This is a genomic window from Thermus arciformis (assembly GCF_900102145.1).
In the GTDB taxonomy this organism is placed as follows: Bacteria; Deinococcota; Deinococci; order Deinococcales; family Thermaceae; genus Thermus; species Thermus arciformis.
On the sequence record NZ_FNBC01000012.1, the window covers coordinates 17015 to 33985 of the forward strand.

General features: G+C 70.0%; 16 protein-coding genes. 13 read left to right on the forward strand and 3 right to left on the reverse strand.

Features of this window, described 5'->3' with window-relative positions:
• The first annotated feature begins 5 nt into the window (after positions 1-5).
• The 11 genes from hpaB to BLP62_RS05770 all read left to right on the forward strand — a co-directional run bounded on the left by hpaB (position 6) and on the right by BLP62_RS05770 (position 10570).
• A complete protein-coding gene (gene hpaB / locus BLP62_RS05720; RefSeq protein WP_093006751.1) occupies positions 6-1457 on the forward strand; it encodes a 4-hydroxyphenylacetate 3-monooxygenase, oxygenase component in 1452 nt (483 codons plus the stop codon).
• Positions 1454-1918, forward strand: a complete 465-nt coding sequence (gene hpaC / locus BLP62_RS05725; RefSeq protein WP_093006753.1) for a 4-hydroxyphenylacetate 3-monooxygenase reductase subunit — start codon at positions 1454-1456, stop codon at positions 1916-1918. Before hpaB ends, hpaC begins: the two co-directional genes overlap by 4 nt.
• A complete protein-coding gene (hpaD, locus tag BLP62_RS05730) occupies positions 1906-2862 on the forward strand; it encodes a 3,4-dihydroxyphenylacetate 2,3-dioxygenase (RefSeq protein ID WP_093006755.1) in 957 nt (318 codons plus the stop codon). The genes hpaC and hpaD overlap by 13 nt, the downstream gene beginning before the upstream one ends.
• A 129-nt stretch (positions 2863-2991) precedes the next feature.
• Positions 2992-4164 (forward strand): ABC transporter substrate-binding protein, encoded by a 1173-nt coding sequence (locus BLP62_RS05735; protein ID WP_093006757.1) that lies wholly within the window; start codon positions 2992-2994, stop codon positions 4162-4164.
• 3 nt (positions 4165-4167) lie between these two features.
• Entirely contained in the window at positions 4168-5145 is a 978-nt protein-coding gene (locus BLP62_RS05740; protein WP_093006760.1) for a branched-chain amino acid ABC transporter permease, read from the forward strand.
• Complete coding sequence (locus BLP62_RS05745) at positions 5145-6893, forward strand: branched-chain amino acid ABC transporter ATP-binding protein/permease (protein WP_093006762.1); 1749 nt, start codon at positions 5145-5147, stop codon at positions 6891-6893. The genes BLP62_RS05740 and BLP62_RS05745 overlap by 1 nt, the downstream gene beginning before the upstream one ends.
• The gene (locus tag BLP62_RS05750) at positions 6890-7615 is read left to right on the forward strand and encodes an ABC transporter ATP-binding protein (RefSeq protein WP_093006765.1); all 726 of its coding nucleotides are present in this window, start codon (positions 6890-6892) and stop codon (positions 7613-7615) included. The genes BLP62_RS05745 and BLP62_RS05750 overlap by 4 nt, the downstream gene beginning before the upstream one ends.
• Entirely contained in the window at positions 7612-8022 is a 411-nt protein-coding gene (gene paaI, locus BLP62_RS05755; RefSeq protein ID WP_093006767.1) for a hydroxyphenylacetyl-CoA thioesterase PaaI, read from the forward strand. The genes BLP62_RS05750 and paaI overlap by 4 nt, the downstream gene beginning before the upstream one ends.
• Complete coding sequence (locus BLP62_RS05760) at positions 7979-9313, forward strand: phenylacetate--CoA ligase (RefSeq protein WP_176758153.1); 1335 nt, start codon at positions 7979-7981, stop codon at positions 9311-9313. Before paaI ends, BLP62_RS05760 begins: the two co-directional genes overlap by 44 nt.
• The gene (locus tag BLP62_RS05765; RefSeq protein ID WP_093006771.1) at positions 9313-9735 is read left to right on the forward strand and encodes a thioesterase family protein; all 423 of its coding nucleotides are present in this window, start codon (positions 9313-9315) and stop codon (positions 9733-9735) included. Before BLP62_RS05760 ends, BLP62_RS05765 begins: the two co-directional genes overlap by 1 nt.
• 28 nt (positions 9736-9763) lie before the next feature.
• Positions 9764-10570 (forward strand): SDR family NAD(P)-dependent oxidoreductase, encoded by an 807-nt coding sequence (locus BLP62_RS05770; RefSeq protein ID WP_093006773.1) that lies wholly within the window; start codon positions 9764-9766, stop codon positions 10568-10570.
• Here the strand turns inward: BLP62_RS05770 and BLP62_RS05775 are convergent.
• Both BLP62_RS05775 and BLP62_RS05780 read right to left on the reverse strand, forming a co-directional pair.
• Positions 10555-11487, reverse strand: a complete 933-nt coding sequence (locus BLP62_RS05775; RefSeq protein WP_093006775.1) for a DcrB/PsbP domain-containing protein — start codon at positions 11485-11487, stop codon at positions 10555-10557. The genes BLP62_RS05770 and BLP62_RS05775 overlap by 16 nt on opposite strands.
• Positions 11488-11509: 22 nt before the next feature.
• Positions 11510-12670, reverse strand: coding sequence for an MFS transporter (locus BLP62_RS05780; protein WP_093006777.1), 1161 nt, complete (start codon positions 12668-12670; stop codon positions 11510-11512).
• A gap of 174 nt (positions 12671-12844) precedes the next feature.
• On the opposite strand from BLP62_RS05780, the gene BLP62_RS05785 reads away from it, so the two are divergent.
• On the forward strand, positions 12845-13321 hold the full coding sequence (locus BLP62_RS05785) for a thioredoxin family protein (RefSeq protein ID WP_093006779.1): 477 nt from the start codon (positions 12845-12847) through the stop codon (positions 13319-13321).
• Positions 13322-13388: 67 nt separating this feature from the next.
• Positions 13389-15986 carry a pyruvate, phosphate dikinase gene (gene ppdK, locus BLP62_RS05790; protein WP_093006781.1) on the forward strand — a complete coding sequence of 866 codons (2598 nt, stop codon included), beginning with the start codon at positions 13389-13391 and terminating at the stop codon, positions 15984-15986.
• On the opposite strand, the gene BLP62_RS05795 is transcribed toward ppdK, so the two are convergent.
• A complete protein-coding gene (locus tag BLP62_RS05795) occupies positions 15983-16891 on the reverse strand; it encodes an NADPH:quinone oxidoreductase family protein (RefSeq protein WP_093006783.1) in 909 nt (302 codons plus the stop codon). The genes ppdK and BLP62_RS05795 overlap by 4 nt on opposite strands.
• Positions 16892-16971: the final 80 nt, after the last annotated feature.

The window sequence follows — 16971 nt, forward strand, 5'->3', positions numbered from 1 at the left end:
GCCGTATGGCCAGGACCGGAGCGGAGTACATGGAGGCCCTTAAGGAGCGTCCCCCCAACCTCTGGTACAAGGGGGAGAGGGTGCAAGACCCCACCACCCACCCCGTCTTCCGGGGGATCGTGCGCACCATGGCCGCCCTCTACGACCTGCAGCACGACCCCCGCTACCGGGAGGTCCTCACCTACGAGGAAGGGGGCAAGCGGCACGGGATGAGCTTCCTCATCCCCAAGACCAAGGAGGACCTGAAGCGGCGAAGCCGGGCCTACAAGCTCTGGGCCGACCAGAACCTGGGGATGATGGGGCGGAGCCCCGACTACCTCAACGCCGTGGTCATGGCCTACGCGGCGAGCGCCCCCTACTTCGGGGAGTTCGCCGAGAACGTCCGGAACTACTACCGCTACCTCCGGGACCAGGACCTCGCCACCACCCACGCCCTCACCAACCCCCAGGTGAACCGGGCCAAGCCCCCCTCCGCCCAGCCCGACCCCTACATCCCCGTGGGGGTGGTGAAGCAGACGGAGAAGGGGATCGTGGTCCGGGGGGCCCGGATGACGGCCACCTTCCCCCTGGCGGACGAGGTCCTCATCTTCCCCTCCACCCTCCTCAAGGAGGGCCCCGGGGCGGAGAAGTACGCCGTCGCCTTCGCCCTGCCCACCTCCACCCCGGGCCTCCACTTCGTCTGCCGGGAGGGCCTGGTGGGGGGGGACAGCCCCTTTGACCACCCCCTCTCCAGCCGCCTCGAGGAGATGGACTGCCTGGTGGTCTTTGACGACGTCCTCGTCCCCTGGGAGAGGGTCTTCATCCTGGGGAACGTGGAGCTCTGCAACAACGCCTACGCGGCCACGGGGGCCCTCCACCACATGGCCCACCAGGTGGTGGCCCTGAAGACGGCGAAGACCGAGGCCTTCCTTGGGGTGGCCGCCCTCATGGCCGAGGGCATCGGGGCGGACGTCTACGGCCACGTCCAGGAGAAGATCGCCGAGATCATCGTCTACCTCGAGGCCATGCGGGCCTTCTGGACGAGGGCGGAGGAGGAGGCCAAGGAGAACGCCTACGGCCTCTTGGTCCCGGACCGGGGGGCCCTGGACGGGGCCAGGAACCTCTACCCGAGGCTTTACCCCAGGGTCCGGGAGATCCTGGAGCAGATCGGGGCCTCCGGCCTCATCACCCTCCCCTCGGAGAAGGACTTCAAGGGGCCCCTCGGCCCCTTCTTGGAGAAGTTCCTCCAGGGGGCGGCCCTCGAGGCCAAGGAGCGGGTGGCCCTCTTCCGCCTGGCCTGGGACATGACCCTCTCCGGCTTTGGGGCGAGGCAGGAGCTCTACGAGCGCTTCTTCTTCGGCGACCCCGTGCGCATGTACCAGACCCTCTACAGCGTCTACGACAAGGAGCCCTACAAGGAGAGGATCCGCGCTTTCCTCAAGGAAAGCCTCAAGGTCTTTGAGGAGGTCCGGGCGTGACCTCAGGGGAACCCCAGAAGGCCTTCAAGGAGGCCCTCGCCCGCTTCGCCAGCGGGGTCACGGTGGTGGCGGCCAGGCTTGGGGAGGAGGAGCGGGGGATGACGGCCACGGCCTTCATGTCCTTGAGCCTCGAGCCCCCCCTCGTGGCCCTGGCGGTGAGCGAGCGGGCCAAGCTCCTCCCCGTCCTCGAGGGGGCGGGGGCCTTCACCGTGAGCCTTCTCCGCGAGGGGCAGGAGGCGGTCTCCGAGCACTTCGCGGGAAGGCCCAGGGAGGGGGTCTTCCTAGAAGGGGGCCGGGTGAAGGGGGCCCTCGCCGTCCTCCGCTGCCGCCTCCAGGCCCTCTACCCCGGGGGGGACCACCGGATCGTGGTGGGCCTGGTGGAGGGGGTAGAGCTCGGGGAGGAGGGGCCTCCTTTGGTCTACTTCCAAAGGGGCTACAGGAGGTTGGTATGGCCATCGTGAGGGTGGGGTTCATAGAGCTTTGGGTGCGGGACCTGGAGAAAAGCCTAGAGTTCTACCAGGGGCTTCTGGGCTTCCGCCTGGAGCACCGGGAGGAAGGGGCGGCCTACCTCCGGGGCTATGAAGAGCTGGAGTGGAGCCTCAAGCTCACCCAGGCCCCCTTCCCCGCGGTGCGCGCCCTGGGCTTCAAGGTGGACGAGAAGGGCCTGGAGCAGGGCCTGGCCTGGGCCAGGCAGGAAGGCGTTCCCTATCGCCTCGAGTCCGACTGGGGCAGGCCTGAAATCCTCCGCCTCCAGGACCCCTTCGGCTACCCCTTGGCCTTCTACTTCAAGGCGGAGAAGCTCCCCCGGGTCCTCCAGAACTACCACGAGCACCGGGGGCCCGGCATCCTGCGCATAGACCACCTCAACGTCTTCTCCCCCCGGGTGGGGGAGGCCACGCGGTTCTACCAGGAGGTCTTCGGCTTCCGCCTCACGGAGTACACGGAGGACGACCAAGGGAGGCTTTGGGCGAGCTGGCTCCACCGCAAGGGCAACGTCCACGACATCGCCTTCACCAACGGAGAAGGCCCCAGGCTCCACCACTTCGCCTACTGGCTCCCCGACCCCCTCGCCGTGCTGAAGGCGGCGGACATCCTGGCGGGGGCCATGCGCACGGACCAAATAGAACGGGGCCCCGGGCGGCACGGGATCTCCAACGCCATGTTCCTCTACCTCAAGGACCCCGACGGGCACCGCATAGAGCTCTACACCTCCGACTACCTCACCGTGGACCCCGACCTGCCCCCGGTGCGCTGGAGCCTGAACGACCCCCGCCGCCAGACCCTCTGGGGGCACCGCACCCCCAAGAGCTGGTTCCTGGAGGGAAGCCCCCTCCTGGACCTGGAGGACCGCCTTGTGCCCACGGAGGCCCCGGCCCTTCAGGGCCTGCCCGAGCACGTGACCTAAGCCGAAGGCCCCGGTCCCAGCCCGGGCCTTGACGGGACAAAGGTCCCTCCCTAGACTGGAAGCCGAGCCAAACGGCTGTTCGTTAGCCCCAACCCGGGCCCAGGCCCGGTGGGAGAAAGGAGGAAAAGGATGAGGCGTTGGTTGGTACCCCTTTTGGCCCTGGCCCTATCCGCGTGGGCCCAGGGCACCTTGAAGGTGGGGGTGGTGGTCTCGGCCACGGGGCCCGCCGCCTCCTTGGGCATCCCCGAGCGGAACACCTTCCTCATGCTCCAGGAGCTTTTGGACCGCCAGGGGGGCGTGGCCGGGCGGAAGGTGGAGTTCGTCATCCTGGACGACGCCTCCGACACCACCCAGGCGGTGCGGAACACCCGGAGGCTCGTGGAGGAGGGCGTGGTGGCCGTCGTCGGCACCACCACCACCCCGGCCTCCTTGGGCATGATCCCCGTGGTGGCCGAGGCCAAGGTGCCCATGATCTCCCTGGCCGCCAGCAAGGACATCATCCACCCCGTGGACGCCCAGCGCTTCTGGGTCTTCAAGACCCCCCAGACGGAGGAGCTCATGGCCCGGGCCATCGTGGCCGACATGGTGGCCCGCGGGGTGAAGACCGTGGGCTACATCGGCTTCAACGACGCCTACGGGGAGGGCTGGGCCCGCTTCTTTGAGGCCGAGGCCAAGGCCAAGGGGCTCCAGGTGGTGGCGAGCGAGCGCTACAACCGCACGGACACCAGCGTCACCGGCCAGGCCCTGAGGATCATCGCCCGCAGGCCCGACGCCGTGCTCATCGGCGCGAGCGGCACCCCGGCGGTCTTTCCCCAGCGCACCCTGAAGGAGAGGGGCTACCCTGGGCTCATCTACCAGACCCACGGGGTGGCCAACCCCGACTTCCTGCGGGTGGGGGGCAAGGACGTGGAGGGGACCCTCCTTCCCGCCGGGCCCATCCTGGTGGCCGAGCAGCTTCCCAGCGCCTTCCCCTCCAAGCGGGTCGCCCTGGACTACATCCAGCGCTACGAGGCCCGGTACGGCATCGGCAGCTACTCCACCTTCGGCGCCCACGCCTGGGACGCCTGGCTCATCCTGAAGCCCGCCCTGGAGCGCGCCCTCAAGAAGGCCGACCCCGGCCGCGACCTCGCCGCCTTCCGCGCCGCCCTCCGCGACGAGCTCGAGGCCACCAAGGGCCTCGTGGCCACCCACGGCGTCTTCACCTTCAGCAAGGAGGACCACCTGGGCCTCCGCTTTGAGGACGCCGCGGTGATGGTGCAGGTGGAAGGGGGCCGCTGGAAGCTCGTCCGCACCTTCCGCTAGGCCATGGACGCCACCATCCTCGGGTTCCTCCTCCTGGACGCCCTGCAAAACGGGGTGATCTACGGCCTCCTGGCCGTGGCCATGGTCCTCGTCTTCGCCGTGACCCGGGTGATCCTGGTGCCCATCGGGGAGCTCATGATGTTCGCCCCCCTCTCCCTCGTCTGGCTCCAAGGGGGGAAGCTTCCTGGGACCCTGGGCCTCGCCCTGGCCCTGGGGGCCCTTTGGGCCCTTTTGGAGCGGGGAAGGGGCCGGGGGCTCCCTCTCCTGGGAGGGGTGGGGCTTCTTCTTCTCTTCCTCCTCGCCCGGGGAAGCCCCGCCCTCGCCTACCCCGCGGCCATTTTCCTCGTGGTCTACCTCGGGGTGGCCAGCTACCGGGTCTTCTTCCAACCCCTTAGGGAGGCCACGGTGCTCGCCTACCTCATCATGGCCGTGGGGCTCCACGTGGCCTACCAGGGCCTGGGCCTCGTCTTCTTTGGGCCGGAGCAGTACCGCCCCGAGCCTCTCCTTTCGGGGGAGGTCTTGGCGGGGCTCTCCTGGCAGGGGGTGCTCGTCCTCCTCTTCGCCCTTTTGGCCGTGGGGGGGCTTTACCTCTTCTTCCGCCTTTCCCTCTTTGGGAAGGCCCTCTTGGCGGCGGCGGAGAACCGGCTCGGGGCGAGGCTTTGCGGCATCCGTCCGGAGGAGGCGGGGATGGTGGCCTTCGCCATCGCGAGCCTTCTTGCGGCCCTTGCGGGGCTTCTCCTCGCGCCCCTCATCAACGCCGCCTACTTCATGGGCTTCATGCTGGGGCTCAAGGGCTTTGTGGCGGCGATTCTGGGGGGGCTTTTGAGCTATCCGGTGGCCTTTCTGGGGGCGCTCTTGGTGGGTCTCTTTGAGAGCTTCACCAGCTTCTACGCCAGCGCCTACAAGGAGGCCTTGGTCTTCTTGCTCCTGGTGCCCGCCCTCTTCTTCCAGAGCCTCAGGGCGCGGGCGGTGGAGGAGTGATGCGCTACGGCTGGTTTCTCCTGCTCCTTCTGCCCTTTCTCCTCGCCCCCTTTCCCTTCTACCTGACCCTCCTCAACTTCTTCGCCCTCTCGGGCCTGGTGGCCCTCTCCCTCTACGTCCTCACGGGCCTCGCCGGCATGACCAGCTTCGCCCAGGCGGCCTTCATGGGCATGGGGGCCTACGCCACCGCCCTCCTCACGGTGAAGGCGGGGCTTTCCCCCTGGTTCGGCCTGGCGGCGGGGCTCGCCCTTTCCCTGCTTTTGGCCCTGGTCCTCGGGGGGCTCACCGTGCGGCTTAAGGGGCACTTCCTCCCCCTTTCCACCATCGCCTGGCAGGTGGCCCTCTACATCCTGGCGGGGAACCTGGTGGGGCTTACCGGGGGGCACACGGGGCTCACGGACCTCCCCCCCTTGGTCCTCCTGGGGTTTCCCCTGGACAACGCCTTCCGCTACGGCCTGCTTAGCCTTTTGGTCCTGGTCCTCGCTGTGCTCGCCCTCCACAACCTGCGCTTTAGCCGCCTGGGCCGGGCCCTTCTCGCCCTGCGGGGGGATGCCCTGGCGGCGGCGAGCTTCGGGGTGGACCCGGCGGCCCTGCGCCTCAAGGCCTTCCTCCTGGCGGGGGCCATGGCGGGCCTGGCGGGCTTCCTCTACGCCCACTTCCTGCGCTTCGTGAACCCCACGCCCTTTTCCCTCGAGGCCTCCATCAAGTACCTGGTGATGGCCGTGGCCGGGGGCGTGGGGACGATCCCCGGGGTTTTGCTGGGGGCGGCCCTCTTCACGGGCCTGGAGGACTGGCTCAAGGACCTCCTGCCCCTCCTCCTTGGGCGCCAGGGGAACTACGAGACCATCGCCTACGGCCTGGTGCTGGCGGGGATCCTCCTTCTCGCCCCCCAGGGGCTTTTCCCCCTCCTGGCCCGCTTTTTGCCCAGAAAGGAGGGAAGCCTTCCCCGGGCCGAGCCCCTACCCCTTCCCGCCCCTTCCGGCGCCCGGGGGGAGGTGGTCTTGGAGGCCCAAGGCCTCAGGAAGGCCTTCGGAGGGCTCCTTGCGGTGAACGGCGTGTTCTTCGCCTTGAGGCGGGGGGAGATCCTCGCCCTCATCGGCCCCAACGGGGCGGGGAAGAGCACCACCTTCAACCTCCTCACCGGGGCCATCCCCCCGGACGGCGGGAGGGTGTTCCTCTTCGGGAAGGAGATCACCGGCCTGCCCCCTCACCGGATCCATCCCCTGGGCCTGGGGCGGACCTTCCAGCACCCCCACCTCTTCCCCGAACTCTCCGTGCTGGAAAACGCCGCCTTGGGCACCTACGCCCGGACCCGGGCGGGGTTTTCCCGGGTGCTTCTGGGCCTCCACGGGGAGGAGGAGGCGCGGGCCCTGGCCACCGCCTACCGGGCCCTGAAGCGGGTGGGCCTGGAAGGGCTTGCCCTGGAGCCTGCGGCCAGGCTCACCGCCGGGCAGCAGCGCCTCTTGGAGATCGCCCGCCTCCTCGCCTCGGGGGCGGAGGTCCTCCTTCTGGACGAGCCGGCGGCGGGGCTTAGGGCGGGGGAAAAGCGGGAGCTCGCCCGCCTCCTGAAGGCCCTCGCCCGGGAGGGCTACACCGTGCTTATCGTGGACCACGACATGGACCTCATCATGGGCCTGGCGGACCGGGTGGTGGTGATGAACTACGGGGAGAAGATCGCCGAGGGGACGCCCGAGGAGGTGCAGAGGAACCCCTTGGTGCGGGCGGCCTACCTGGGGGAGGCGGCATGAGCCTTCTTGCGGTGCGAAACCTCACGGTGCGCTACGGGGCCCTGGAGGCGGTGCGGGGGGTCTCCTTGGCCCTGGAGGCGGGAGAGGCCCTGGCCGTCATCGGGCCCAACGGGGCGGGGAAGACGAGCCTCCTCCGGGGCCTCTTGGGCCTCGCCCGGGCCGAGGGGGAGGTGCGCCTTCAGGGGGAGCCCCTCTCCCATAGGACCCCCGAGGCTCTCCTCCAGCGGGGGGTGGTCCTCGTCCCGGAGGGGCGGGCCCTCTTCCCCGGCCTTTCCGTGGAGGACAACCTCCTCCTCGGGGGGTTCACCCGCCTGCGGAAGGGCCTCCGGGAGGATCTGGAGCGGGTTTACCGCCTTTTCCCGAGGCTTCTGGAGCGGAGGCGCCAGCCCGCGGGGACGCTTTCCGGGGGGGAGCAGCAGATGCTCGCCATCGGCCGGGCCCTCATGGCCCGGCCCCGCCTCCTCCTCCTGGACGAGCCCTCCTTGGGCCTCGCCCCCCTGATGGTGCGGGAGATCTACCGGATCCTGGGGGAGCTCAAGGGGGAGGGGGTGACCCTCCTCCTCGTGGAGCAAAACGCCAAGGTGGCCCTTTCCTTGGCGGACCGGGGGCTGGTGGTGGAGGCGGGGGAGGCGGTGCTGGAGGGGAAGGCGGAGGAGCTTCGCCAAGACCCCCGGGTGGTGGAGGCCTACCTGGGCCTGGCGCGGGAGGTGGAGGAGGGGTGAGGGACCCTTTCATGGAGGCCTTGGGCCTAAAGGTCCTCCGCCTCGCCCCGGGGGAGGCGGTGGTGGCGGGGGAGGTGGGGGAGGCCCACCTGAACCTCCACGGCACCGCCCACGGGGGCTTCCTCTACGCCCTGGCGGACAGCGCCTTCGCCCTGGCCAGCAACTCCCGGGGGCCTGCGGTGGCCCTCTCCTGCCGCATGGACTACTTCCGGCCCCTTGGGGCGGGGGCGAGGGTGGAGGCGAGGGCGGCGGAGGTGAACCTCTCCCGGCGCACGGCCACCTACCGGGTGGAGGTGGTCTCCGAAGGGAAGCTCGTGGCCCTTTTCACGGGAACGGTCTTTCGCTTGGGAGGTGATGGGGATGATGTACCAGCCGGAACTGGAAACCCTGCCCAGGGAGAAGCTTAGGGCGCTTCAGGAAGAAAGGCTTCGCCGCGTGGTGGCCTACGTCTACGAGCGGGTTCCCTTCTACCGGAGGCTACTTGACGAGGCCGGGGTGGACCCCAAGCGGTTTAGGGGCCTTCAGGACCTCCCCAAACTCCCCTTCACCAAGAAGACGGACCTCCGCGACCACTACCCCTTCGGCCTCTTCGCCGTGCCCCGGGAGGAGGTGGCGAGGATCCACGCTTCTAGCGGCACCACCGGCAAGCCCACCGTGGTGGGCTACACCAGGGCCGACCTCGAGGTCTTCGCCGAGGTGGTGGCCCGCTCCTTGGCCGCGGCCGGGGCGAGGCCCGGGATGATGCTCCACAACGCCTACGGCTACGGCCTCTTCACCGGGGGCCTCGGCCTCCACGGGGGGGCGGAGGCCTTGGGGATGACGGTGGTGCCGGTCTCCGGGGGGATGACGGAAAGGCAGGTGATGCTCATCCAGGACTTCCGCCCCGAGGTGATCTCCTGCACCCCCTCCTACGCCCAGACCCTGGCGGAGGAGTTCCGAAAGCGGGGGGTCTCCCCGGAGGAGCTTTCCCTGGAGTACGCCGTCCTTGGCGCCGAGCCCTGGACCGAGGCCATCAGGAAGCAGGTGGACGAGGGCCTTGGGGTGAGGAGCACCAACATCTACGGCCTCTCCGAGATCATCGGCCCCGGGGTTTCCAACGAGTGCGTGGAGGAGCGCCAGGGCAGCCACATCTGGGAGGACCACTTCCTCCCCGAGGTGGTGGACCCGGAAACCGGAGAGCCCCTCCCCGAGGGGAAGGTGGGGGTTCTGGTCTTCACCACCCTCACCAAGGAGGCCATGCCCCTCCTCCGCTACTGGACCGGGGACCTCACCTTCCTCACCTACGAGGCCTGCACCTGCGGCCGCACCCACGTGCGCATGGGGCCCATCCTCGGCCGCACCGACGACATGCTCATCATCCGGGGGGTGAACGTCTACCCCACCCAGGTGGAGGCGGTGCTTTTGGACATCCCCGAGGTGGAGCCCTACTACCAGATCGTGGTGCGGCGGGAGGGCACCCTGGACGAGGCCGAGCTCAAGGTGGAGGTCTCCGAGGCCTTCTTCCGGGAGATCGGCCAGAAGGCCCTCTCCGACGAGGTCATTGAGGCGGACCATCGGCTCCACGCCCTAAGGGAGCGGATCGCCCGCAAGATCAAGGACAACATCGGCGTCACCATGAAGGTCACCCTCCTCCCCCCGGGCCAGGCCCCAAGGAGCGAGGGGGGGAAGCTCAGGCGGGTCCTGGACCTGAGGAAGTGATGCGTCCCATCCCCGAAGGCTACGAGGCGGTCTTTGAGACCGTGGTCACCCCCGAGATGACGGTGCGCTTTGAGGAGCTGGGCCCCGTGCACCCCGTCTACGCCACCTACTGGATGGTCAAGCACATGGAGCTCGCCGGGCGCAAGATCATCCTCCCCTTTCTGGAGGAGGGGGAGGAGGGGATCGGGAGCTACGTGGAGGCCCGGCACCTGGCCTCCGCCCTCCCCGGGATGCGGGTGAGGATCGTGGCCCGCCACGAGAAAACCGAGGGGAACCGGGTCCACGCGCGGGTGGAAGCCTACAACGAGCTCGGGGACCTCATCGGGGTGGGGCGCACGGAACAGGTGATCCTCCCCAAGGCCAAGGTGGAGGCCCTCTTTCGCCGCCTGAAGGAGCGCTGGGAGGCCCTCCAGTCGCCCTAGCCCTACCCCCGCGGTGTAGACTGAGGCCATGCGCCTGGCGGGGAAAGTGGTGGTGGTCACCGGCGCGGGAAGCGGCCTGGGCCAGGCCCTGGCCTTGGAGCTTTTAAGGCGGGGGGCGAGGGTGGCGGCGGTGGACCTCAGGGCGGAGGGCCTCCAAGAAACCCGGGCCAAGGCGGGAAGCTTAGGGGAGGGCTTAAGCCTCCACCCCCTGGACATCACCGACAAGGAGAAGGTGGCGGCCCTGCCCGAGGAGGTGGAGAGGGCTCATGGCCAGGTGGACGGCCTCATCAACAACGCCGGCATCATCCAGCCCTTTAAGCGCCTCTTGGACCTGGACGAGGCGGCCATGGAGCGGGTGATGCGGGTGAACTTCTGGGGTACCCTCCACATGACCCGGGCCTTTCTGCCCAGGCTCCTCAAGCGCCCCGAGGCCCACCTGGTGAACGTCTCCAGCATGGGGGCCTTCGTGCCCGTGCCGGGGCAGGCCCTTTACGGGGCCTCCAAGGCGGCGGTGATGCTCCTCACCGAGGCCCTTTGGGCGGAGCTTCAGGGAACCCCGGTGCGCGTCACCCTGGTCCTGCCCGGGGCCATGCGCACGGGGATCGCCGAGCACTCGGGGGTGGAAGCCCCGAGGGCGGAGGGGGCGAAGGTGCCTGTCCTCGAGCCCGAGGTGGCGGCCAAGCGCCTCCTGGACGCCGTGGAACGGGACGCCTTCCGGGTGCTCCTGGGCCGGGACGCCCAGACCATGGACCTCCTCCATCGCCTAAGCCCCGCCCTGGCTGCCCGGATCGTCCAGCGGCGGATGGCCCACTTGCTTGTTTACTCGTTGCTATAGTCCCCCCACTCATGGAGGAGGCCTGAAGGGCCTTCCCAATAGAGGTTTCCGGCCTCGTCCTGGTACGTGGGTTCTGGGGTTTCCCCAGAAAGGAGCTGGCTCCACTCCTCCGCCATCCAGGTGTTGAAGTTCTCCCCTTCCTGCCAGCTTTCCCAGAAGTCCCCTGCAGGCCCGTAGGGGCCTTCGGGGTACTCCCCCCAGGGGGAGGACTCGGGTGCTGGAACAGAAAAGGGGGTTTCTGGGCCTGGAATCCCAGGGGGGTTTGGCCCCGCCGGGTAGCCTTCCCAGGGATTGGAACCGGGGGCTGGGATGGGGGAGGGGCTTCCTGGGCTCATGGAGGGGGTGCTCCCGGGAGCCAGAGCTTCAGGGGGTAGCTGGACCGTGGCCAGGGCCCCCTGGACGGCGTCCCAAAGGCCCGTGAGTTTCCCGGGTTCTGCGGTCAGGGTGATCTGGTATCCCTCTTGGCCCAGGACGAAGGCGTAAACCAAGAACTCCAGGGGCCGCCCCTGGTAGCTTCCCCGGGCGCTGAAGGCCACGGCCTGCGCGTTTCCAAGCCGCACCGGGGCTAGCTTTCCGGGGACGAACCCCTCGAGGCCTTGGGCGTTGCGCTGGGCCACCACCTGGGCGTACTGCGGGGTGGAAAGGGGCTTGGGAAGGGGTTCCCGCAAAAGGGTGAGGTTTTCCCGGAAGCGGTCCCCCCCTCCTTCCAAGGGGCTCAGGAGGGCATAACCCCCTTGAACCTCCCGGACTTCCCAACCCGCGGGCACCTTAAGCCGAACCACCCCCACCTGAACCTCGGAGGGGCTTTCGGGAAGGAGTTTTCCCAGAATGCCCAGCGCCAGAACGGTTCCCAAAAGGAGGAGAAGCCAGTCCCGTCCCCTCCTAGGCCAAAGGATTTGGACGCGGGGTTTTTCCATACCTCGCCTCCTCACCCTCAGCCTAGGAAGAGGGCCTTACAGGTTCCTTAAACCCCCGCATTCCGTAAGCGGCAAGCCCCATGAGGGCCGTGAGGAGAAGCGCGGTGGCGGCGAAGGCCAGGCCGTGGCCGGGAAGGAGGCGGTAGAACAGGCCAAGGCTTCCCCCGGCGAGGGCGCTCCCCAGGGCCTGGCCCAGGGCCCGGGCCACGGAGAGGGCCCCCGAGGCGAGGCCCTCCGTCCCCCTGGGGGCGAGGGAGAGGACGAGGGCGTTGTTCGCCGCCTGGAAGAGGGCCCGCCCCACCCCGAGGAGGAGAAGGGCGAGGGCGCTTCCCCAAAAGGGGTGGAGGAGGGGTAGAAAGGCGAAGGCCAGGCCCGCGGCCACGAGGAGGTAGGCCCCGAGGAGGGCCACCCGGCGGTAGCCCATCCGGTCCGCCCTCCGCCCCGCCCAGGCCCCGAGGAGGAGGAGCTCCAAGGGCCCGAGGAGGAGGAGGCCCCCGATGGCCCTCGGGGAGAAGCCCTCCTTTCCCAGGTGGAAGGCGAGGGCCACGGTGGTCCCCAGGGTGTGGAGGAAGTAGAGGCCGGTGGCGAGGAGGGCCGGGAGGAACCCGGGCGCCCGGAGGAGGCCTGGGAGGGTGCCCTCCTGCCTGGGAAGCTCTGGGAGGTTCCCCGAGAGGAGGAGGGCGAGGAAGGCGGCGGGGAGGGGAAGGAGGAAGACATAGGGAAGCCCCCACCCCGCGGCGAGCCCCCCGAGGGCCGGGCCCAGGAGGGTGCCCGCGGCCACGGTGCTCGCCACCATGCCCAGGGCGTAGCCCCGGGCCTTGGGGAAGGCGTTCGCCGCAAGCCCAGGCACCAGGCCCACCACCATGGCCGTGGCCACCCCCTGGAGGAGGCGGAGGAGGTAGAGCGCCAAGAGGCTTGGGGCCAGGGCGAGGAGGAGGGCCAAGAGGGCGTGGAGGACTAGCCCGGTGCGGAAGAGCCTCGCCGCCCCCACCCGCCCGGCGAGGCCCGCCAGGGGGAGGTAGGCCAGGGCCGCCCCCAAAAGCCCCAGGGAGACCACCCCCTGGGCCGCCTCCGGCCCCACCCCGAAGGCCCGCTCCAGGACGGGGAGGGCCGGGGCCAGGCTGCTTTCGCTCACCGTGCCGAGGAGGACCCCGGAGAGGAGGGCGAGGAGCCTCCGGTCCATGGGGGCCAGTCTAAGTACCCCGCGCTGGCTTGCGCCAGAGCGGGGGCCCCAAAAGAGCCTTCGCAAAGCCCTACCCCCGGCGTCCCATGTGGCGAAATCAAGGCGCGGGCACTTAGCCCCTCCAGGGTGAGGGGCCTCCTTGCGCCTTTCCCTTAGGCCCAGGAGGATGGGGCCATGCTCGAGGCCCGCTACCTGGAGGGGCTCCCCTACGAGGGGCTCCTTCCCCGCCTGCGGAGGAACCGGGACCAGGTGGAGGCCTTCTACGCCGGGCTTCCTCCCCTCGCGCCGCTTCCAAGGGCCCAAAGGGCCCTCGCCCTGGTGGAGGACTGGTGCCCGGACTCCGTCCAGGCCATCCCCGTTCTCGCCCGGCTTCCCCTCGAGGTCCGCTTCTTCTTCCGGGACGAGAACCCCGACCTCGCCGAGGCCTACGCCAAGGAGGGGAAGCGCATCGTCCCCACCGTGGTCTTCCTGGACGGGGCCTATGGGGAGCTCGCCCGCTGGCACGGGCCCCCCGAGGCGGCCCGGGCCTTCCTGCGGGAGAAGAGGGCGGAGGGGCTTTCCCCGAAGGCCCTCCTCCTCGCCTACCACGGGGCCTTTCCCCGCTTCGCCGAGGCCATGCTCGCCGAGTGGCGGGCCCTCCTTTCCCCTTAGGCGAACGGTGTAGCTTTCCCTTGGCTACACCTTTCCACGCTTCCACGGGTGGGGCCAGACTGGGAGCATGGCGAAACGCGTCTACTTGCTCTCCGAGGCCCGGGGGCTTTCCCGGGACCTCCTGGGCGGCAAGGGCCATGGCCTTGCGGAGATGGCGGGGGCGGGCCTGCCCGTCCCCCCGGCCTTCATCGTCACCACGGAGGCCTGCCGCCAGTACCTGAAGGCGGGGGAGGTGCCGGGGCTTTGGGAGGAGGTACGGGCGGGGATGGCGGCCCTCGAGGGCCTAACGGGCAAGCGCTTTGGCCAAGGGGAGGGGAAGGCCCCTCCCCTCCTCGTTTCCGTGCGGAGCGGGGCCCCGGTCTCCATGCCCGGGATGATGGACACCGTGCTCAACCTCGGCCTCACCCTGGAGGGGGTGGAGGCCCTCTCCCGGGCCACGGGCAACCCCCGCTTCGCCTGGGACAGCTTCCGCAGGCTCCTCGCCATGTACGGGGAGGTGGTCTTGGGGGAGGGGCCCGAGGTCTTTGAGGGGATGCTCTCCGCCCTCAAGGCGAAAAGGGGAGTGGAGACGGACGCGGCCCTTGGGCCCGAGGACCTGGAGGAGCTGGCCTTCCGCTACCTCCGCCACCTCGAGGCCCGCGGCATCCCCTTCCCCCTGGACCCCTGGGCCCAGCTCCAAGGGGCCATAGAGGCCGTCTTCAGAAGCTGGCTGAACCCCAGGGCCAGGACCTACCGCCGCATCTACGGCATCCCCGAGGACCTGGGCACGGCGGTGGTGGTCCAGGCCATGGTCTTCGGCAACCTGGGGGAGGACTCGGGCACCGGGGTGGGCTTCACCCGCAACCCCGCCACCGGGGAGAAGGGCCTCTACGGGGAGTACCTGAGGAACGCCCAGGGGGAGGACGTGGTGGCGGGCCTCCGCACCCCCGAGCCCTTGGCCCGCCTCCAGGACTACGCCCCCGAGCTCTACCGGGAACTCCTGCAGGTGGCGGAGAAGCTGGAGCGGCACTTCCGGGACATGCAGGACTTTGAGTTCACCGTGGAGTGGGGAAGGCTTTTCCTCCTCCAGACCCGCTCGGGCAAGCGCACGGCCCAGGCGGCGGTGCGGATCGCCGTGGAGATGGCCGAGGAGGGGCTCATCTCCCGGGAGGAGGCGGTCATGAGGGTGGAGGCCAACGCCCTCCCCGGCCTCCTCCGGCCCAGCGTGGACCGGGACAAGGCCCCAAAGCCCCTCCTCAAGGGCCTCCCCGCAAGCCCCGGGGCCGCGGTGGGCCACGCCGCCTTCACCAACGAGGCCGTGGAGCGCTTCCACGCCCAGGGGCTTCCCGCCATCCTGGTGCGCCCCGAGACCACCCCCGAGGACATCACCGGGATGTACCTCGCCAAGGGGATCCTCACCGCCCGGGGCGGCCTCACCTCCCACGCGGCGGTGGTGGCCCGGGGCCTCGGGGTGCCCGCGGTGGTGGGGGCGGAGGCCCTTAGGGTCTTCCCCGAGGAGGGCCGGGCCCTAGCGGAAGGGGTGGAGATCCGGGAGGGGGACCTCCTCACCCTGGACGGGGGCACGGGGGAGGTGTACCTGGGGGCGGTGCCCCTGGTGGAGGCCGCAGGGGAGGCCCTTTTGGAAAAGCTCCTCGCCTGGGCCGAGCCCCATCGGCGCCTCGGGGTCAGGGCCAACGCCGACACCCCCGAGGACGCCCGAAGGGCCAGGGCCTTCGGGGCTGAGGGCATCGGCCTTTGCCGCACGGAGCACATGTTCTTCCAGGAAGAGCGCCTTCCCTGGGTGCGCCGCCTCATCCTGGCGGAGACCCCCGAGGAGGAGGCCGAGGCCCTGGAGCGCCTCTTCCACTTCCAGAAGGAGGACTTCAAGGGGATCCTCCTCGCCATGGACGGCCTCCCCGTCACGGTGCGCCTTCTGGACCCGCCGCTTCACGAGTTCCTCCCCCCCCTGGAGGAGCTCGCCCGCCGGGCGGAGGAGGGGGACGAGGAGGCGGGGCGCCTCCTCAAGCGGGCGGAGGCCCTAAAGGAGGCGAACCCCATGCTGGGGTTCCGGGGAGCGAGGCTCCTCCTCCTCAGGCCCGCCGTCTTCCGCATGCAGCTTAGGGCCCTCCTCGAGGCCGCGAGGGAGCTCAAGGAGGCGGGGCACGACCCCAGGCCCGAGGTCATGGTCCCCCTGGTGGCCGACCCCAAGGAGGTGGCGAGGGCGCGGGCCCTCGCCGAGGAGCTTTTCCGGAAGTATGGCCCCATCCCCTTCGGCACCATGGTGGAAACCCCCCGGGCCGCCCTCCTCGCCGCCGAGATCGCCCCCCTGGTGGACTTCTTCAGCTTCGGCACCAACGACCTCACCCAGATGGCCTTCGGCCTCTCCCGGGACGACGCGGGGAAGTTCCTCCCCCGGTACGTGGAGGAGGGGCTTTTCCCCTTTGACCCCACGGAGCGCCTGGACGAGAAGGGGGTGGGGCGGCTTCTCAGGATGGCGGCGGAGGAGGGGAGGCGGGCGAACCCCAGGCTCAAGCTCGGCCTCTGCGGGGAGCACGGGGGGGAGGCGGGGAGCGTCCGCTTCGTGGCGGACCTCTTGGACTACACCTCGGCGAGCCCCTTCCGGGTCCTCACCGCCCGCCTCGCCGCGGCCCAGGCGGGGCTTTCCCGGGCGCCCGAGCCCGCCTAGAGCCGCACCACCACCTTCCCCGTGTGCCCCCGGTCCAGGAGGGCCCGGAAGGCGGCCTCCGCCTCGGCGAAGGGGAAGACGGGGCCCACCACGGGCCTAAGCTCCCGCCCAAGCCTGGGGAGGAGGAAGCCCAGGGCCTCCTCCACCAGGGCGGCCTCCCGCAGGAGGGGGGTGAGCCAGAAGCCAAAGACGGCCAGGTTGCGGCGCATGAGGCGGAGGGGCGGGATGGGGGCCACCTCCCCCTCGGCGGCCCCGATGTAGACGAGCCTTCCCCCGTGGGCGAGGAGGCCGAGGCTTTCCTCCACCTCCTTGCCCCGCACCTCCAGCACCAGGTCCAGCCCGCCCCAGGCCTTGGCCCTTTCCGGCACCTCGGGGTAGGTCACGGCCTCCTCGGCCCCCAGGGCGAGGGGGAGGGCGAGCTTCTCGGGCCTCGAGGCCGCGGCCAAGACCCGGAGGCCCATGGCCCGGGCCACCTGGACCGCCGCCGTCCCCAAGGCCCCCGCCGCCGCCTGGACCAGGACCTTTTCCCTGGGCCGGGCCTGGGCCCGCTTCAGGGCCAGGTAGGCGGTGAGGAAGGAGACGGGAAAGGCGGCGGCCTCCTCGGGGGAGAGGCCCTCGGGCAGGGGGAGGAGGGCCCCCTTGGGGACGGCGACCCGCTCGGCGAGGCCGCCTTGGGGGAGGAGGGCGGCGTAGCGCCTTCCCTCCACCACCCCCACCACCTCCATCCCCGGGACGAAGGGGGGGTGGAGCCGGGTGAGGTAGGCCCCAAGGCGCATCAGGTGGTCGGCGAAGTTGAGGCCCACCGCCTCCACCCGAAGGACCGCCTCCCCTTCCTTGGCCTCGGGCTCGGGCAGTTCCGTTAGCTCCAGGGGGCCGCCAAGCCGCTTTAGCACCCAGGCCTTCATGGGGGGAGTCTACCCCTTCGTGCGCCCGGGGGGGAAGGGTGGCCCCACATACTTTAAGAAATAAAGCCCTGGCCTACCCT